Source organism: Streptomyces sp. NPDC052496, assembly GCF_040679095.1.
Lineage (GTDB): Bacteria > Actinomycetota > Actinomycetes > Streptomycetales > Streptomycetaceae > Streptomyces.
Map to the genome: position 1 here is coordinate 92,856 of NZ_JBFAUH010000005.1, position 16,150 is coordinate 109,005.

Below are 16,150 nucleotides of genomic sequence, written 5' to 3' on the forward strand. Positions count from 1 at the left end.
TCTTCCCGGCCAGTCGAAGTCATGCGCCAGAGGTGAAGGACACAGCCCGGTGGACGGATCGGATACACGTACGCAGTCAGACCCGGGAGCGGAGGCAGGACGCGACGCTCCGGGCGGGCCCGGTGACGGCCCGCCGGACGCCGCCGTCGCCGGCCCGCCGCCCGCCGTGCTCGGCCCCCGCCCGGTCCGCCGCCGGATCCCGGTGGAGTGGCTGACCACCACCGACCACAAGAGGATCGGGACGCTCTACCTCGTCACGGCGTTCGTGTTCTTCCTGGTGGGCGGCCTGATGGCGCTGCTGATGCGGGCCGAACTCGCCCGCCCCGGCACGCAGATCATGTCCAACGAGCAGTTCAACCAGGCGTTCACGATGCACGGCTCGGTGATGCTGCTGCTGTTCGCGATGCCGCTGTTCACCGGCTTCGCGAACTGGCTGATGCCGCTCCAGATCGGCGCGCCCGACGTGGCCTTCCCGCGGCTGAACATGCTCGCCTACTGGCTGTTCCTGTTCGGTTCGCTGATCGCGGCGGCCGGTTTCCTGACCCCGCAGGGCGCCGCCGACTTCGGCTGGTTCGCGTACGCGCCGCTGTCCGACGCGGTGCACTCGCCCGGCATCGGCGCCGACATGTGGATCATGGGCGTGGCGCTCTCCGGCTTCGGCTCCATCCTGGGCGCCGTCAACTTCATCACCACCATCATCTGCATGCGCGCCCCCGGCCTGACGATGTTCCGGATGCCGATCTTCACCTGGAACGTGCTGCTGACCGCGCTGCTGATCCTGATGGTCTTCCCCGTACTGGCCGCGGCCCTGTTCGCCCTCGAAATGGACCGCAAATTCGGGTCGCACATCTTCGACCCGGCCAATGGCGGCGCGCTGCTGTGGCAGCACCTGTTCTGGTTCTTCGGGCACCCCGAGGTGTACGTGCTCGCGCTGCCGTTCTTCGGCATCATCTCGGAGGTCATCCCGGTCTTCTCCCGCAAGCCGATGTTCGGCTACATCGGGCTGATCGCCGCCACGATCTCCATCGCCGGCCTTTCGGTCACCGTCTGGGCGCACCACATGTACGTCACCGGCGGGGTGCTGCTGCCCTTCTTCGCCTTCATGACCTTCCTGATCGCCGTGCCGACCGGCGTGAAGTTCTTCAACTGGATCGGCACGATGTGGAAGGGCTCCCTGTCCTTCGAGACCCCGATGCTCTGGGCCACCGGCTTCCTCGTGACCTTCGTCTTCGGCGGTCTGACCGGTGTCATCCTGGCCTCGCCGCCGATGGACTTCCACGTCTCCGACACGTACTTCGTCGTCGCGCACTTCCACTACACGCTGTTCGGCACGGTGGTGTACGCGATGTTCGCCGGATTCCACTTCTGGTGGCCCAAGTTCACCGGCAAGATGCTCGACGAGCGGCTCGGGAAAATCACCTTCTGGACCCTCACGGTCGGCTTCAACCTCACCTTCCTCGTCCAGCACTGGCTCGGTGCGGCCGGTATGCCGCGGCGGTACGCGGACTATCTCGCCGCCGACGGATTCACCACCCTCAACACGCTGTCCTCCATCGGCTCGTTCCTGCTGGGCCTGTCGTTCCTGCCGTTCTTCTACAACGTCTGGAAGACCGCCAAGTACGGCAAGAAGGTCACCGCCGACGACCCCTGGGGCTACAGCCGCTCCCTGGAATGGGCCACCTCCTGCCCGCCGCCCCGCCACAACTTCACCTCGCTGCCGCGCATCCGCAGCGAGTCCCCGGCGTTCGACCTGCACCACCCGGAGGTCGCCGCGCTGGAGTCGAGCCGCACCTGACGTCCCCGGCCCACGGCTGCGGGCGTACGCCGATGCCTCCGCAGCCGTGGGCATCGCCTACGGGCCCGTCCCGCGCGCTCGCCGCCCACCCCACCACCCGCCCCTCTCCCCAGAGGGAGGAACCCACCGTGTCCCACGCCACCCTCGCCCTCGGCGCCACCGCGCTCTTCGCCGCCGGCTGCGTCTGGTACCTCCCGGCGGCCGCCGCCCTGCGCGCCGGCGCCGACCGGCCGTACTCGCACCGCATCGCCGCCGCGTCCTGCGTCACCTTCTGGAGCACGCCCGCGCTCGTCGCCGTCCTCCTGCTGACCCCGGCCCCGTGGCCCGCGCTCGGCGCCGTCACGGCCGCCGGGCTGCTCACGGCGGTGGCCCTGCTGGCCGTGGCCCGCCTGCAGCGCTCCCGTGAACAGCACGAGGAGACCGAGCGCTGGTCCACCCTCCACCAGGCCTGCCCGGAGGCGCCCGCACCCGTACCGCCGCGCGACCCGGGCCGGGCCCAGCTGACGTTCCTGCTCTACCTCTTACCCGGCAACATCGTCGCCTCGGTGATCGCCGCCACCGTCCTGCTGACGGCGGAGAGCCTGACCCGGCAGAGCGCCGTCACCGCGACCCTGACCGCCGTCGGCATCTCCGCCGCGTCCCTGGCCGTCGCCGGCACCCGCGCCCAGGCCACCCGCCGCCACTGACCCGTACCGGCCACCGCCACTGACCCGTACCGCCCGCCGGTACGGGCCCGCGGCGGCCCGCCGGTGCGGCTACTCGATCTCCACCCGGCCGCCGCCCTGCTCCGGCACCCGCCCGTCCGCCGTGCCCGCCTCCGGCGCGCCCAGGTTGCGGCGTACGGAGTCCAGGATGGTCAGGCCCTGACCGACCAGGCCGGCGGCGATCTCCCCGAGGCCGTCGGCGCCGTTGAGGACGTTGACGTTGGCGCCGGAGAGACCGGCCGCGGCCTCCTTGACGATCTGCGGGAGCTGGTCGATCAGCATCCGGTCCAGCGCCACCCGGTCGTACGACGCGGCGGCCTCGGCCTGGATCTTCATCCGCTCGGCCTCGGCGAGGGCGAGCACCCGGATGCGCTCCGCGTCCGCCTCGGCGGGCTTGACCACCTCGGCCACCAGCTGCTGCTGGCGCAGCTGTGCGGCCCGCTCCGCCAGTTCGGTCTGCGCGTCCAGCACCTCCTGCTGCGCGTGTGCCTCCGCCAGCGGGCCGGCCTGCGCGGCCTGGGCCTGCGCGCGGTCCACCTCGGCCGAGTACTCGGCCTGGACGACGGCCGTCTGCCGCGCGTACTCGGCCTGCTTGCGCGCCGCCTCCTGCTCCGCCTCCGCCGCGGCCTGCGTGGCCTGCGCCTGCGCGATCTGCGCCTGCCGCTGGATCGCCGCCTTGTGCGGGGCGGACATGGCGTCGATGTAGCCGGTGTCGCCGTCGTCGATCGACTGGATCTGCAGCGAGTCGACGTGCAGACCGATCTTCGCCATCTCGGACTTCGAGGTGTCCAGCACCTCGGTGGCCAGCTTCTGCCGCTCGGTGACGATCTCCTCGACCGTCATCGAGCCGATGATGGACCGCAGGTGACCGGCGAAGATCCGGCCGGTCAGGACCGACATCTGGTCCTGGTCGGAGAGGAACCGCTGCCCCGCGTTGACGATGCTCTCGGTGTCGTTGCCGACCTTGAAGGCGATCACGGCCCGGACCGTCAGCGCGATGCCCTGCCGGGTCACGCAGGTCTCGACGACCTCCGACTCGCACATCGCCAGGGTCAGGAAGCGGGTCTTGCGGAAGATGGGCAGGACGAACTTGCCGTGGCCGGTCACCACGCGGAACGGCGCACCCCCGAGCCCACGCCTGCCACCCGAGATCAGCATCGCCTCGTCGGGGGCGGGAACGCGGTAACCGAACATCCTTCGTCGTCTCCTCAACCGGCGTCGCCGGTGGCACCGGCCGACGCGTCCAATGGATCGGCCCAGCTGATCACGTCGACCTGGCGGCCGCCCCGGGAATCGACCACGAGCACGGCCGTCCCGCGCGGCAGCGGATCGTCGGACCACGCGAGGAACGTCTCGGTGCCGCCCCTGACCCGCACCAGCACCTCACCGGGTCCGGCGGCGCCACGGGTGCCGAGAACCAGCTCTCCGGCGCAGCCGATCACCGCCTCGTCCGGCATCATCGGCGGCCGCCCCCTCGTCGCTCTGGCCTGCGCTTCGACCTTAGCGTCCCCTGGGGCCCGGCCCCACCCCGGCGGCGTCGTGCGCGGCGACTTCATGACGTACGGCAGTCGGCGGGACCTGTTCCGGCACCACCGGCCGATCGGTCGTCCGGCACCCTACGAACGGGTGGCCGGTGTTCCGTCCTGAGGCGTACGGGGACGGCCGCCGCCGCTGCTTACGGTTCCCGCATGGAGCAGCTCAGGGAATTCCTCATGACGCAGAAGATCACGCCGCTGGTGAACCGGTACGTGGTCACGGCGCCGGAAAGCGGCGCGGTCGTCGCGTTCGCGGAACAGAAACGGTTCGCGCTGAAGGAGGAACTGACCCTGTGGTCCGACGAGGACCGGACACGGGAACTGGGCGGCTTCAAGGCCCGCAAGGTGATCGACTTCGGGGCCACGTACGACGTGCGGGGCGCCGGCGGTGAACCCGTCGGGACCTTCCGCAAGGACGTCAAGGCCTCGCTGCTGCGCTCCACCTGGCACCTGACACAGGGCGACCGGGCGGCCGTCGGCAAGGAACGGAGCGTCGGCGTCGCGCTGGCGCGGCGGGCGTGGGAGCTGGTCGACGCGGTGGTGCCGGTCATTCCCGTGCCGCCCGCGCCGTTCGTCTACCACTTCGACTTCGTACGCGACGGACAGCCGGTGCTGGCGGTCGAGCGGAAGTGGGGGATACGGGACCGGTACGTCATCCGGATCCAGGACCCGGAGCTGGACCAGGCCCTCGCGCTGTGCATGGCCGTGGGGCTGGACGCCCTGCAAGGGCGCTGACGGCCGGAGCCCCTACGGACGGGTGGTGCGGACCGGCCGTCCGTAGGGTCCGGAATTGCCAGAACGGCGGGTTTCAGCAGGCCCCGGGGCGTCATTACGTTTCTTCCCGTCCGCCTTCGGAACTCTGCCGGAGTTCCTTTCCCGGCGGTGCTTTTGCACGGAATGAAAGGTGCTTTTGTTTCATGGACGAGTTCAACCTTGACGCCCGCGTGATCGTTTCGGCCGACCCGGTCCAGACGCAGCTGTCCCCGGTGGCCAGCGTCGCCTCCCGCGTCGCCAGCAAGTGGGTCGTCAAGCAGACCATCCGCCAGACGATCAAGATGACGGCCGCCTGCGCCGCCGTCCGCACGAACGGCAAGTGCTGACCCCACTGCCGGTCGCGTCCGATCGCACGGTGGGCCCTCCGGCAGCAGCCGGAGGGCCCCCTCCGGAGAACCCGAGAACCGAGAACCCCGCAGAGCCCACCCCATGCACTCGAAGCCCCTGCTGCCGTACGGACTCGCCGCGCGCGCCCACACCGTCGCCGACCTGATCCGGGAACGCCTCGACAGCCCCGCGAGCGCCGAGGCGTACGCCGCGCGCGCCGCCGGACAGAGTGACGTGTCCTTCTGGCACGGTGCCTCCCTCAGTGAGGGGCACGCCGGGCTGGCGCTCCTGCACCTGCACGCCGCCCGTACCGCCCGCAGCGACGAGGAACGCGAGCAGTCGCTCGACCGCGCCTACGCCTTCGTACGCGCCGCGTTCGCCGCCACCCAGGAGCGCGCGCTGACGCACCCGGGCCTGTTCGACGGCACCGCCGGACTCGCCTTCGTCCTGCGCGAGGTCTCGGCCGACGAACCCCGCTTCCTGCCCAGCCTGGCCGCGCTGGACGGGCAACTGTGCCGGCAGGTCCTCGCCATGGACCTGCCCCAGGACCCGGAAGCCGTCGCCGACCACCACTACGACCTGATCTACGGAAGCGCCGGCCTCCTCACCCACCTGTGCACCGTCCGGCCCGTGACCCCACTGGCCGAACAGGCGCTGCGGCGATGCCTGCGCCACCTCCTGTGGGCCGGCACCGACCGCCGGTGGGCCGTCCAGGGGCGGCTCGACACCGGCCTGTCCCACGGAGCGGCGGGCATCGCGGCCGCCCTCGCCACGGCCTGGCGGCACGGCCACCGGCTCCCCGGACAGCGCCGGGTGACGGACCAGCTCGTCAGGTGGCTGCTGGCGACCGGCACCGGCGACGGGCGACAGCTCCAGTGGCCGCGGTACGTGCCCCTGGAGCCGGGCGCCGAACCGGACCGCACCGGTGGTGCCGAAACCGCCCCGGCCTGGTGCCACGGGACCGGGGGAGTGGCCGCCGGCCTCCTCGCCGTCGCCGGTGCGACCGGTGACCAGGCCCTGGAGGCACAGGCGTACGCCGCGCTCGACGGGCTGCTCGGCCGGGTGGCGGCGGGGGACGTACCGCGCTCGCCCACCGTCTGCCACGGCCGCGCCGGACTCGTCGCCCTGGCGCACGAGTTCGCCGCGCACGGCAGCGCCGGGGCCGCCCGCGCGATGCCCCGGCTCGTGACGGACCTGGTCGCGGCCGCCGACCCCGGGCAGCCCCTGGTCTACCGCGACCACGAAACGACCGGACACCTCGTCGACAACCCCGGCCTGCTGACCGGCGCCGCCGGCATCGCGCTGACCCTGCGCGCCGCCGCCACCGGCACCGGCCACCGGCCGGGCTGGTGGCAGGTGCTCTTCCCGCGGTGAGGACGAGCGGCCGCGGCCGACCCCCAGTGACCATGACGACGACGGACAAGGACCCCACCCGCCCCATGCCGCGGTACGAAGCCCTCGACTTCCACCTCCTGCGCGCCCCCGCCCTCCCGGTCGACGTCTGGCGCCAGGCGCTCGCCGACCAGGACCCCGGCCGGACCCGGGCCCGGCTGCGGGCCATGGCCGACGATCCCCGCGTCCGCCACGGGCTCGTCGCGGCGGGCAGCGGACTGCTCGACGGGCTCGCCAGGACCGGGGGCGCGGACGACGGCACGCAGGGGCGCGCGAGCGGCAAGGAGATACGGCGCGTGCACTCGCGCGCCCTGCGCTACCTCACCCGCATGAGCACCCGCCCCACCCCCTTCGGCGCCTTCTCCGGCGTCGCCCTCGGGACGTTCGGCTCGGCCACCACCGCCCGCCTCGGCGACACCGCCCTCGCCTCCTCCCGCGTGCGGGCCGACATGGGCTGGCTGCTGGCGCTCGTACGGGACCTGGAGGGCGACCCGGACGTGCTCGGGCGGCTCAGCGTGTCCGTGAACGCCATGGCGTACCGGGTGGGCGACCGCCTGGTGCTGCCCTCCTCCGACGTGCACGGCAACGCCGACCGGCGCTCCGTACGGGTGCGGCACACCGCGCCGCTCGACCACATCCGGCGCCTCGCGCCGCCCGCCGCACCCGTGCCCTGCGCCGAGCTGGTCGCCGCGCTGACCGAACGGTTCCCGGCGGCCGGGCAGGAACGGATCACCGCGTTCGTCACCGAACTGGCGGGCCTGGGACTGCTCGTGACCGACCTGCGGCCGCCCGTCACCGAGCCCCGCCCCGAGGCGTACGTCCTCGGCCGGCTCACCGCCGCCGGCGTCGACCACCCCGCCGTCGCCGGACTGCGCGAGGTCGTCGCACTGACCGCCGACGCCGTCCACGACGACACGGGCGCCCTGGAGAAGCTGCGCCTCACCCAGCGCACCCTCGTACCCGATTACCGGCACCAGCCCTTCCAGGCCGACTCGGCCCTCGCCGCCCCCGGCCCCGACGGCCCGGTCCTCAACCGGCAGATCGCCGACGAGGTCGCCGAAACCGTCGGCTGCCTGGCCCGGCTGGCCCAGGCGGCACCCGGCGGATACGACCACCTCGTCCCGTACCACCAGGCGTTCATGGAGCGGTACGGCACCGACGCCCTCGTACCCGTCCTGGAACTCCTCAGCGCCGAACGCGGCCTGGACGCCCCCAACGGCTACCTCAACCCGCCCCGCGCCATGGTCATGCAGCAGCCCGGCGGCGAAGGCGACCCGCACACCGCGCGAGCCCTGCTCGCCCTGGCGTCCGAGGCGTGGCGCAGCGGGGCCGGGGCGGTGGAGCTGAGCGACGAGGTGCTGGACAGGCTGCTGCCGGCCGATGCCGAGAGTGACCACCGGCTCGGCTGCCCGGGGGTCGACGCGTACGTCCAGATCGCCGCCGCCGGACCGGACGCCATCGACGCCGGCGACTGGCGCGCCGTGTTCAACAGCGACGGTCTCGGCGAGGGCGGACGCACCTTCGGACGGTTCTTCCACCTCCTCCCGGAGACCGCCACCGAGCGGCTTCGCGCGTACGCCCGGGAGCGCGAGGCGCTGGAGCCCGACGTCGTGGTGGCCGAGCTGGCGTACCTGCCGGGCAACGGACGCGGCGCCAACGTCGCGATCCGGCCCGCCGTCCACCCGTACGAGATTCCCGTCAACGTCGCCCCCTCCGGGGCACCGGACCGGACCATCGGCCTCGCCGACATCCACGTCGGCGCCACCGACGACGGTTTCCGGCTGTACTCGGCACGCCTGGGCCGCGAACTGGTCGTCGTGCAGAACCACATGCTCAGCCCGCTCGGCGCGCCCAACGTGTGCCGCTTCCTCCTGGAGGTCTCCCGGGCCCGGTACGCCGTCCCCACCGGCTTTACCTGGGGGCCGGCCGAGGGCGCTCCGTACCTGCCGCGCGTGGTGCGGGGGCGGGTGGTCGTGCGGGCGGCGGAGTGGAACCTGTATCCGGGCGCGCGGAGCGGAGCGGGTACGGCTGCGAGCGCCGCCCCCGTACCCGGTCCCGCGCCCCGTACGGCTGCGGAGGTGACCCGGTGGCGCCGTACCTGGAGCGTCCCCCGCCACGTCTACCTGGCCGACGACGACAACCGGCTGCTCCTGGACCTCGACCACCCGGTCTGCGTGGACGAACTGCTGGCCGCGCTGCGCACTCCCGCCGAGCGGATCACGCTCCAGGAGGCGCTGCCGGGGCCGGACCAGGCGTGGCTGCGCGACAGCGCCGGACGCGGCCACCTCTCGGAGGTCGTCATCCCGCTGCTGGCCACCGCACGCGAGGCCGGTGAGCCCCACGAACCCCAAGAGGCCCGTGAAGCCGCGCCGGACCGGATACGCCGCAAGGCCGACCCGGCCGCCCACCCTGTCCACCTCCCCGGCTCCGAGTGGTCGTACCTGAAGCTCTACGCAGCCCGGGACCTGCACGACGAGATCGCCGCGACCGAACTCCCCGGCATCCTGCGGGGAGTGGCGGACGCGGGCGCCGCCGTCGACCGGTGGTTCTACATCCGCTACGCCGACCCCGACCCGCACCTGCGCCTCAGGGTCCGCACCGCGCCCGGTGCGCCGTCCGCCCTGGGCCCGCTCCTGGACCGGTGCGGCCCGCTCGTCGGCCGGGGCCTCGCCGAGCGGATCGAGGTCGCCACGTACCACCCGGAGGTCAGCCGGTACGGCGGCCCCGCCGTGTACGACCAGGTCGAGGAGGTCTTCGCGGCCAACAGCGCCGTCTCCGCCGCCCTGCTGCGCCTCCTCTGGGACGGCGAGCCCGGCCTGCGGCCCGAGGCGGTCACCCTGGCCGCCGTCGACGCGCTGTACGCGCAGTGGGGCCTGGACGTCCGCGCACGGCTCGCCGCCATGCCGCGGCCCGCCGAGGACCCGGAGGCCCGCGAGCAGTACAAGAAGGACCGCGACTACCTGTGCGAGCTGCTCGCCCCCTGGGACCGCCGCCCGCACCCCCTGGGCCGCACCCACCACGGGCGCCTCGCCGCCGTACTCGACGGGCAGGCCGGCGCCGTACGGGCCGCCGCCCGGGCCGTCGCGGCGGCGGAGGCGGCCGGGACGCTGTGGGGCACCCGGGACACGATCCTGGCCAGCCTCGCGCACATGCAGGTCAACCGCCTGCTGCCGATGGACCGGCCCGCCGAGAACCGCTGCTACCTGGTGTGGGGGCACGTCCTGAACTGCCTTCGAGGGAGGCCCCGTGACTGACGGCCCGACGACCGGACACGACCTGCCGGACCAGCAGGACGTCCCCGAGGAACACCGCCGCCTCTCCCGCGACCTGCGCTACTGGGCCCTGGTCCTGCGCTCCTTCTGGAGCCTGAGCCCCCTGCGCGTCTCCGCGCTCGTGGTGGCCACGGCCCTGACCGCGGCCGTGCCCGCGACCGGCATCTGGCTGACCGCCCGGGCCGTGCAGGCTGTGGTCGACGCGGTGCTGCACGTACCGGGCGCGCTGGACCGGCTCACCCCCGCGGCCGCCGGGCTGGTGGCCCTCGCGGTGGCCGAGCACGTCGTCTCCTCGGTCTCGCAGTACCTGAACTCGCTGCTCCAGCTGGAGTTCTCCGCCAAGATCGGGGAGCGGGTGATGGTCAAGGGCACCCGGATGGACCTCAGCGCGTACGAGGACCCCGAGGCGTACGACCGGCTGCAGCGCGCCCTGCGGGAGAGCGGCAGCGGTACGGCGTTCGAGGTCTTCGAGGAGATGATGCGGACGCTCACCTCACTGGCCTCGCTGGTGACGGTCAGCTGGGTGCTGTTCACCTGGAACACCTGGATCGCCCTGGCCATCCTGCTGGCGCCGCTGCCCGCGCTCGCCGCGCACGTGGTGTTCAGCAAGCAGGGCTACGCGATCGAGTACCACCGCGCCCAGGACCGGCGCCGCGCGTTCTACTACCAGGACCTGACGACGACGGACACCTCCTACAAGGAGGTCAAGCTCTACCGGCTCGGCCCGTACTTCGTGGACCGTTACCGCTCCCTCGTCCAGGGCTTCTTCCGCGTCGACCGGTCCCTGGCCCGGCGCCGGCACGGCTGGTCGGCGGCGCTCGGCCTGGTCAGCGTGGCCTGCTCGGCGGGCGCCCTGGTCTTCGCCCTGAAGTCGACGGCGGGCAACGGCAAGCTCGGTGAGCTGGCCGGCTACCTCCAGGCCCTCGGCGCCGTGCACGCGGCGGCCACCGGCCTGCTGCTCGGCGTGGCCACCCTCTACCAGAACACCCTGTTCACCGGGAACCTCTTCGACTACCTGTCGCTGCCCGAGGGCCGCATCACCGGCGGCTCCCGGCCGTTCCCCCGGCGGCTCACGCACGGCATCGAGTTCCAGGACGTCACCTTCCGCTACCCGGGCACCGAGACCACCGCCCTGGACCGCTTCAGCTGCTTCCTCCCCGCCGACACCTGCTGCGCCCTCGTCGGCTCGAACGGCGCGGGCAAGAGCACCATCGTCAAACTGCTCGCCCGCCTCTACGAGCCGACCAGCGGCCGCATCCTCATCGACGGCGTGCCGATCGAGGAGTACGACACCGACGACCTCCAGCGCAACATCGGCGTCGTCTTCCAGGACTTCATCCGCTACGAGATGTCCGTACGGCACAACATCGGCTTCGGCCGCCTCGACGACCTGGACGACGACGCCCGGGTCCGGATGGCGGCGCAGGCCAGCGGCGCCGACGAGTTCATCGACCAGCTGCCGGACCGCTACGACACCACGCTGGGGCGCCACTTCGAGGGCGGCCACCAGCTGTCCGGCGGCCAGTGGCAGAAGATCGCCCTGGCCCGCGCCTTCCTGCGGGACGCGCCGGTCGCCGTCCTCGACGAGCCGACCGCCGCGATCGACCCCGAGGCCGAGGCCGACATCTTCGGCCGGCTGCGCACCATCTGCGCGCAGGCGACGTCCCTGGTGGTCTCCCACCGGTTCTCCACCGTCCGCATCGCCGACAAGATCCTGGTCGTGGAGGGCGGCAGGCTCATCGAGGAGGGCAGCCACGAGGAGCTGCTCGCCCTCGGAGGCACCTACGCCTACCTCTTCCGCCTCCAGGCCGACGCCTACCTGCCGGAGGCCACCGCATGACCGCCGCACCCACCCCAGCCGCGCCGTCCGCCCCACCTGCCACGGAAACCACTCAGGAAGCCCCCGTGAACCGCGCCCCCGCCCTGTCCCTCATGTACCCGCTCATGGCGTACGACCTGGACCACCTCGCCGCGTTCGGCGCGGCCGTCCGGGACCTGCCCCTGGAACGGCTCTACCTGGGGCAGTCGGTGCTGGTCGACACCCACCAGGCCTTCGCCTACCTCGCGGGGCGCGGCATCCGCGTACCCGTCGGCACGAGCGTCGCGCTCACCGCGCTGCGCCACCCGCTGGACGCCGCGGTGCAGGCCAGGTCCCTGGCGCTGCTGACCGGCGCCGAGGTGGTCGCCGGGTTCGGCGCCGGCGACCCGGAGTTCGTGGCGGCGCTGCGCGGGGCGCCGTACGAGAGCCCGCGTACGGCCGTCTCCGAGTACCTGACCGTGGTCCGGCGGCTGCTGGACGGCGAGGTGGTCGAGTACGAGGGACGGTATGTGCGGGTGGACGAGGGGCTGCTCCACGTGCCGCACCCGCCCGTGTCGCTCGGTGCCGGCGTGCTGCGCCCGCGTATGGCGTACACCGCGGGCCAGGTGGCCGACGTGGCGGTCACCCTGCTCACCCCGGCGGACCACCTGAAGGACCACCTCGTGCCCGCGCTGGCACAGGGCGCCGCCTCCCGGAACCGCCCGGCGCCCAGGGTGACGACGATCGTGCCGTGCGCCGTACGCCGGCCCGGCCGGGATCCGCGCAAGCTCGCCTTCGCCGCGCACGAACTGCACCTGACCGGCGAGCACTACGCCTCGATGCTGCGCTCGGCCGGCCTGGACGTGGACGTGACCGACCCGTGGGCCGGGGCGGGCGCTCTGGTCGACGGCGGTGTCTTCGCCTACGGCACACCTGAAGAGGTCGCCGACCGGCTCACCGGCTACGGTATGGCCGGGGCGACGGAGATCGCGCTGAGCTGTGCCGGAGTCCTGCTGACCGAAGGAGCCGAGGCGGCGCTGAACGATGTACGGGCCATCGCCGAGGCGGTGCGGGACCGGACGGTCCCCGCCCGGTGAAGGCCCAGGTTGTCCATTCGAGTCGTCCCGACTGAGGGGAAGAACCCATGCTTCTGGAATTCGCACTGCATTCCCTGATGGATTTGGTGCTGTGGATAGGCGGCAAGGGCCTTGACAGGTCCCGTTCAGCACGGAAGGCCGCCGCTTTCCGGCGCGGCGAAACCGTCACCCTGCGCTGCCGGTTCCGTATTCGGGCACAGGGCCCCGCGATGCACCGGGGCAGCATCACCCTGAACCGTTCCGGCGTCTTCCTGGACGGCCCCGGCGCCAAGGGCCTGCGGCTCTCGGCCCCGGCCGCGTCGGCGACCGGCGGCGGCCGCGGCGGTACGGCCGTGGACTGCACCGTCACCACCAAGGACGGCGTGACCAAGCAGCTCGAACTCCTGCTGCCCACCTGGGACAAGGAACTGCTGAAACTCATCACGGAAACCATGCCCGCCCAGGCCTGACCCCGCTTTCCGGATACACGCCCGCGGCGCGCGCCGTCACGCCCTCCGCCCCAGCCCCCAATTGCCCGGGTCACCCGCCGCATTGGTACCTTGAGCGCAATGTGGCCGAGGGGCCATGCAAACGGGGGCGTGATGATTCGCGTGATGATCGTCGATGACGAAATTCTGCTGCGGACGTGTATGCAGCGCATTCTGGAGTGCGAGCCGGACATCGAGGTGCCGGTGGTCTGCGACGGGCGGGACGTGCTCGAAGCGGTGGACACCCACCGGCCCGACGTGGTCCTGCTGGACCTGAGGATGCCGGACGTCGACGGGCTCACCGCCCTCGAACGGATCCGCTCCCGCCCGGCGCCGCCCGCGGTCGCCATCCTCACGACGTTCCTGACCGACGAGGACATCGCCGCGGCGCTGCGCTCCGGCGCGGCCGGCTTCCTGATGAAGGACGCCACCCCGCAGGAACTGGCGCACGTGGTCCGGGTGCTGGCCGCCGGCGGCACCGTCCTGTCCGCCGCGGCGGCCCGGATCGTCGTCGACGGCTACCTCGACACCGGCCTGCGCCACGGCGAACGGGATCCGCGCCTGGACACGCTGACCGAGCGCGAGCACGAGGTCCTCGAACTGCTCGCCGAAGGACTGACCAACGCGGACATCGGACGCCGCCTGCTGCTGAGCGCGTCCACCACGAAGGAGCACGTCAGCACCATCCTGACGAAGCTGGGCCTGACCAACCGGGTGCAGGCCGCCGTGGTGGCCCACCGCGCCGCTGCCGCCCGGAGACGCCCGCCGGCCGCCCTGGCCGAGGCCCGCTGAGCGACCGGGCGGCACGGGGCGGATCCGGGCGGGCAGCACCACCACCCTCACCCGACCTCCCCACCCCTCGGAGACCACCACCATGACCCTCGGCAACGCGCTCTACGACCAGAAGCTGGCGAGCGTCTACGACCGGATGTACCCGCTCGGCGAGGACACGGACCAGGCGGTCGAGTTCATCGCCGCGCACACCCCGCCCGGCGGCCGCGTCCTCGAACTCGGCGTCGGCACGGGACGGATCGCCGTCCCGCTCGCCGGGCGGGGCCTGACCGTCCACGGCATCGACGGCTCCGAGGCCATGCTCGCCGAGCTGCGCGCCCGGGATCCGCGAGGTGCGGTGACCACGCAGCTCGGCGACTTCACCGAAGAGGGAACCGGCCAGGTCTTCGACACCGTGACCCTGGTCCTCAACACCTTCTTCGTGGCCATCACCAAGGAACAGCAGCTCGGCTGCCTCCGCCTGGCACGCGAACAGCTGGCCCCCGGCGGGCGCTTCATCCTGGAGGCGTTCGACCCGGCGCCGTACCACCACCTCACCAAGCCCGACTTCTCCATGCGGCACCTCGACGAGCGGGCCGTCATGCTGGACACCCTCACCGTGGACCGCTCGCAGCAGCTCATGCTCTCGACCCACACCATCGTCGACGGCGGCGCCCCGGAGACCCGGGAACACGTCCTGCGCTACGCCTTCCCCTTCGAGATCGACCTGCTGGCCGAGCTGTCCGGGCTGCGCCTCCTGGACCGCTCGGAGGACTGGTGGGGCACCCCGTACACCGCCTCCAGCCTGCGGCACGTCTCGGTGTACGAACCGGACCCCGACTCGCCCTGGGCGTCGGCGTCAGCCGGCTGACGCACGTTCCTCCCGGCAGCGGGGCCCCCGAGCGGCAGTTCGGCCCGTACGGCGAACCCGCCCTCCTCGGTGGCCCCCGCCCGGAACACCCCGCCGACGAGCGCTGCCCGCTCCTCCAGCCCCGCCAGCCCGTACCCGCTCACCGGGGCCTCCACCGCGACACCGGCCCCGGCAGCACTCAGCTCCTCAGGCGGCGCCCCGTTACGCACCTCCACCACCAGCACGTCCCCGGCGTCCGACGGCCGCACCCGGACCACGACGGGCGCCCCGGGCGCATGCTTCCGTACGTTCGTCAGCGCCTCCTGAACCGTCCGGTAAGCCACCTGCTCCACCGCGGCAGAACCAGTGGCCCCGTCCGGAGGAAACCTCACCTCCAGCCTGGCCCCCAGCCGGGCCCCCTCCACCAGCTCCGGCAGATTGCTCAGCCGGGCGGTGTCGGACTCCTCCGCACCCTCCGGCCCCCGCCGGCCGTTGCGCAGCACACGCACCACGTCCCGCAGTTCGGCCATCGCCTCCGCGCTGTGCCGCCGGATCGTCTCGGCGTCCTGGCGCACCGTTTCATCAGGCGCGGTCGCCCACAGCGCGCCGGACTGCGCCGCGACGATCCCCAGGTGGTACGAGACGGTGTCGTGCATCTCCCGCGCCATCCGGGTCCGCTCCCGCGCCACCGCCCGCTCGGCCTCCAGCCGGCGCCCGTGCTCCTGCGAGGCGGTCAGTTCGGCGAGCCGCTCCCGCAGCACCGACCGGGTACGGGCCAGCAGCCCCAGCCCGGTCGGCCCCACACTGAACATCAGGGCCACCTCTACGGTGAACAGATGGTCCCCCCAGTGCGTGGCGTCCTCACCCACCGCGTACCCGGACCACATCACCGCCCCGAACAGCGCCAGGGCCGCCGCGCCGACGACCACCCGCCGCCCGCACCGTGACGCCACCGTGAACATCGCGATCATCGGCGCCAGCCACAGATGCCCGGTGGCCATCGACGGCAAGGTGGCCACCAGCACCGCCACCGGGAACCGCCGCCGCACCACCAGCGCCCCCAGCGACGGCACACAGACCACAGCGGAAAAGGCGTCGAGCGCCCCGAACAGCGTGAACAGCTCGGCACCGGCCACCGCCACGAGCAGCACGTCGACCAGCACCGCGGCCCGCCCCCGCCAGACAGCGGGCCACTGGGCAGGCGGCCGCCGGACAGGTCTGGGCAGGATGGACCACATGGTGCTTCTCCGGTTTCACAGCGTGGGGGGTGGAGCGTCCATCGCAGTATCGCTGGGGCGGGAAAAGGGGCGTGGGGGCGGGATGGGGGAGCTACGCGTGGGCGGCCGGCGTACGCAGGCAGGTGCGCCC

Annotated in this window: 13 protein-coding genes and 1 pseudogene; 11 read left to right on the forward strand and 3 right to left on the reverse strand. The window is 72.8% G+C overall.

The genetic code is table 11. From position 1 onward, the window contains the following. Positions 1-49: 49 nt before the first annotated feature. Together ctaD and AB0L45_RS09200 are read left to right on the forward strand one after the other, a co-directional pair. Positions 50-1,795, forward strand: coding sequence for a cytochrome c oxidase subunit I (gene ctaD / locus AB0L45_RS09195; RefSeq protein WP_365837661.1), 1,746 nt, complete (start codon positions 50-52; stop codon positions 1,793-1,795). A 128-nt stretch (positions 1,796-1,923) separates the two neighbouring features. Beyond that, positions 1,924-2,481 carry a hypothetical protein gene (locus AB0L45_RS09200; protein ID WP_365837663.1) on the forward strand — a complete coding sequence of 186 codons (558 nt, stop codon included), beginning with the start codon at positions 1,924-1,926 and terminating at the stop codon, positions 2,479-2,481. A 69-nt stretch (positions 2,482-2,550) separates the two neighbouring features. Here AB0L45_RS09200 and AB0L45_RS09205 read toward each other — a convergent pair whose 3' ends face one another. Beyond that, the gene (locus AB0L45_RS09205; RefSeq protein WP_365837665.1) at positions 2,551-3,693 is read right to left on the reverse strand and encodes an SPFH domain-containing protein; all 1,143 of its coding nucleotides are present in this window, start codon (positions 3,691-3,693) and stop codon (positions 2,551-2,553) included. Between the two features lie 14 nt (positions 3,694-3,707). After that, on the reverse strand, positions 3,708-3,959 hold the full coding sequence (locus tag AB0L45_RS09210; RefSeq protein WP_365837667.1) for a hypothetical protein: 252 nt from the start codon (positions 3,957-3,959) through the stop codon (positions 3,708-3,710). A gap of 228 nt (positions 3,960-4,187) precedes the next feature. Here AB0L45_RS09210 and AB0L45_RS09215 point away from each other — a divergent pair, with 228 nt between their 5' ends. The 9 genes from AB0L45_RS09215 (at position 4,188) to AB0L45_RS09255 (ending at position 14,803) form a co-directional block, all read left to right on the forward strand. Beyond that, positions 4,188-4,769: a hypothetical protein gene (locus AB0L45_RS09215; RefSeq protein ID WP_365837669.1), complete on the forward strand. Its 582-nt coding sequence runs from the start codon at positions 4,188-4,190 to the stop codon at positions 4,767-4,769. A gap of 182 nt (positions 4,770-4,951) precedes the next feature. Then, positions 4,952-5,134: a hypothetical protein gene (locus AB0L45_RS09220; RefSeq protein ID WP_365837671.1), complete on the forward strand. Its 183-nt coding sequence runs from the start codon at positions 4,952-4,954 to the stop codon at positions 5,132-5,134. Between the two features lie 103 nt (positions 5,135-5,237). Next, positions 5,238-6,509, forward strand: coding sequence for a lanthionine synthetase LanC family protein (locus AB0L45_RS09225; protein ID WP_365837673.1), 1,272 nt, complete (start codon positions 5,238-5,240; stop codon positions 6,507-6,509). A 32-nt stretch (positions 6,510-6,541) separates the two neighbouring features. After that, positions 6,542-9,781 carry a lantibiotic dehydratase gene (locus tag AB0L45_RS09230; RefSeq protein ID WP_365837675.1) on the forward strand — a complete coding sequence of 1,080 codons (3,240 nt, stop codon included), beginning with the start codon at positions 6,542-6,544 and terminating at the stop codon, positions 9,779-9,781. Beyond that, positions 9,774-11,639, forward strand: a complete 1,866-nt coding sequence (locus AB0L45_RS09235) for an ABC transporter ATP-binding protein (protein ID WP_365837677.1) — start codon at positions 9,774-9,776, stop codon at positions 11,637-11,639. The genes AB0L45_RS09230 and AB0L45_RS09235 overlap by 8 nt, the downstream gene beginning before the upstream one ends. Before the next feature lie 65 nt (positions 11,640-11,704). Beyond that, complete coding sequence (locus AB0L45_RS09240; RefSeq protein ID WP_365837679.1) at positions 11,705-12,694, forward strand: LLM class flavin-dependent oxidoreductase; 990 nt, start codon at positions 11,705-11,707, stop codon at positions 12,692-12,694. A 47-nt stretch (positions 12,695-12,741) separates the two neighbouring features. After that, the gene (locus tag AB0L45_RS09245) at positions 12,742-13,143 is read left to right on the forward strand and encodes a hypothetical protein (protein WP_365837681.1); all 402 of its coding nucleotides are present in this window, start codon (positions 12,742-12,744) and stop codon (positions 13,141-13,143) included. A gap of 132 nt (positions 13,144-13,275) precedes the next feature. Further along, positions 13,276-13,953, forward strand: a complete 678-nt coding sequence (locus AB0L45_RS09250) for a response regulator transcription factor (RefSeq protein WP_365838057.1) — start codon at positions 13,276-13,278, stop codon at positions 13,951-13,953. Between the two features lie 82 nt (positions 13,954-14,035). Then, positions 14,036-14,803: a class I SAM-dependent methyltransferase gene (locus tag AB0L45_RS09255; RefSeq protein ID WP_365837682.1), complete on the forward strand. Its 768-nt coding sequence runs from the start codon at positions 14,036-14,038 to the stop codon at positions 14,801-14,803. Positions 14,804-14,844: 41 nt separating this feature from the next. Here the strand turns inward: AB0L45_RS09255 and AB0L45_RS09260 are convergent. After that, positions 14,845-16,020, reverse strand: a pseudogene (locus tag AB0L45_RS09260) (histidine kinase); the annotation flags it as partial. Between the last annotated feature and the right edge of the window lie 130 nt (positions 16,021-16,150).

Coding starts and splice junctions, on each gene's coding strand:
- AB0L45_RS09250 (WP_365838057.1), top strand. CDS start 13,276: ATGATTCGCGTGATGATCGTCGATGACGAAATTCTGCTGCGGACGTGT.
- AB0L45_RS09225 (WP_365837673.1), top strand. CDS start 5,238: ATGCACTCGAAGCCCCTGCTGCCGTACGGACTCGCCGCGCGCGCCCAC.
- AB0L45_RS09205 (WP_365837665.1), bottom strand. CDS start 3,693: ATGTTCGGTTACCGCGTTCCCGCCCCCGACGAGGCGATGCTGATCTCG.
- AB0L45_RS09245 (WP_365837681.1), top strand. CDS start 12,742: ATGCTTCTGGAATTCGCACTGCATTCCCTGATGGATTTGGTGCTGTGG.
- AB0L45_RS09215 (WP_365837669.1), top strand. CDS start 4,188: ATGGAGCAGCTCAGGGAATTCCTCATGACGCAGAAGATCACGCCGCTG.
- AB0L45_RS09255 (WP_365837682.1), top strand. CDS start 14,036: ATGACCCTCGGCAACGCGCTCTACGACCAGAAGCTGGCGAGCGTCTAC.
- AB0L45_RS09230 (WP_365837675.1), top strand. CDS start 6,542: ATGACGACGACGGACAAGGACCCCACCCGCCCCATGCCGCGGTACGAA.
- AB0L45_RS09210 (WP_365837667.1), bottom strand. CDS start 3,959: ATGATGCCGGACGAGGCGGTGATCGGCTGCGCCGGAGAGCTGGTTCTC.
- AB0L45_RS09220 (WP_365837671.1), top strand. CDS start 4,952: ATGGACGAGTTCAACCTTGACGCCCGCGTGATCGTTTCGGCCGACCCG.